Origin of the sequence: Methanobrevibacter sp. (assembly GCF_045541095.1) — an archaeon.
Lineage (GTDB): Archaea > Methanobacteriota > Methanobacteria > Methanobacteriales > Methanobacteriaceae > Methanocatella.
This window is the reverse complement of record NZ_JAZQIJ010000037.1, coordinates 1-1,697: the sequence shown is the minus strand read 5'-3', so window position 1 is coordinate 1,697 and position 1,697 is coordinate 1. Positions and strand designations below refer to the sequence as shown.

General features: G+C 40.7%; 1 protein-coding gene. It reads left to right on the top strand.

The window, feature by feature from the left end; genetic code table 11:
• On the top strand, positions 1–1,697 hold a 1,697-nt coding region (locus ACKI2P_RS01725; protein WP_407374523.1), incomplete at both ends, for an AAA domain-containing protein.

Sequence of the window (1,697 nt, the reverse complement as noted above, 5' to 3'; positions counted from 1 at the left end):
AAAAGAAACATCAAAAAAGAGGATATTGAAGCATTGGTTGACGGAAACTTTGCAGATTCACTCTTAAATATATTATTCGTTAAAAACCATGAACTTGCAACATTTGTCGGTGAACTTCACGAGAACAGAATCCGTGAATTCAAGGACTTGGACAAGAAGATTTTAACACTTAACCGTAAGAGAATTTTCCATAAGCTGAACAGCAACATTCCAAAGATATTCGGCGGAACAGAAAATCCTCAGGCAAAAATATTGGCCGGTGAGTTCACACGTAAAAGCGGGCACATGCCGGTTAGAAAACTCCTTGAAAAAGCCGGTGGAATGATTAAGCAAATCAAGCCATGTTTCATGATGTCTCCTCTGTCCATTGCACAGTACCTGGACCCGACAAATGAAGAACTGCAATTTGATGTCGTTATTTTCGACGAGGCAAGTCAGGTAAAACCTGAAGATGCACTTGGTGCATTCATGAGAGGAAAAACAGCTGTTGTTATGGGAGATACCCAGCAATTGCCTCCAACTTCATTTTTCGACCAGATGTCCGATGCCGAAAGCGATGAGGAGGAAGCGACATCACTGGATATGGAAAGTATCCTTCATTTATGTAAACTCTCTTTCCCTGTAAAAATGCTTAAATGGCACTACCGTTCACGCCATGAATCATTGATTACAGTATCAAACCGTGAATTTTATGACAATGATCTGTTGGTTTATCCGTCCCCGTCACATTCAGACCCTGAACTTGGATTGAAGTTCCATTACAATCCTAATACTCAATACTTAAGAGGAGCATCATCCAAAAACCCTCTTGAAGCTGAAGATGTGGTGGAAGAGATATTCAATCACTTCGAAAAATACGGAGATACAAAAAGTTTGGGTGTCGGAACATTTTCCGTAGCACAAAAAAATGCAATTCTGGAAGCATTGGAAGTAAAACGTAAGGAAAGACCTGAATTCGAACCGTTATTCTCAGACAATAAGGAAGAAAGATTCTTCGTCAAAAACCTTGAAACAATTCAGGGGGACGAAAGGGACGTTATTCTAATCAGTGTAGGATACGGTTTTGACCAGGATGGAAAAATGTCATTGAACTTCGGTCCTCTTAACCAGGACGGTGGGGAAAGAAGATTAAACGTATTGATTACACGTGCAAGAGAAAAATGTGTAGTATTTTCAAACTTTAAGGCTTATGACATGAACCTGACCGCAAACCCTCCATACGGTGTAAAATCCCTGAAAGAATTCCTTGAGTATGCTGAAAACCTGACTCTTGGAACTCAGGGTGCGGATACATACACAAAAGAGCCGTTTGAAGATGCAATCGCAAGCTTCTTGGAGGAAAACGGTTACACTGTTGACAGACAAATCGGATGTGCTGGATTCAGGGTTGATTTAGCTATTGTCGATGATGAAAATCCTGGAAAATACATTTTAGGAATCACAACCGACGGAAAAATGTACTCTTCAAGCAAAGTGGCCCGTGACAGGGACAGACTTCGTGAACAGGTATTGACAGGTTTAGGCTGGAAGCTCTATCACTTGTGGTCAACCGATTGGTACAGAAACAGGGATTTGGGACGTAAGAAACTCCTTGAAAATGTTGAAAAATCAATCAACAAGTCACGTGAAGAGGAAAGGCGCAGGTCTGAAGAAGAGAAAAAACTTGCTGAAAAAACAAGACTTGAAGCTGAGAAAAA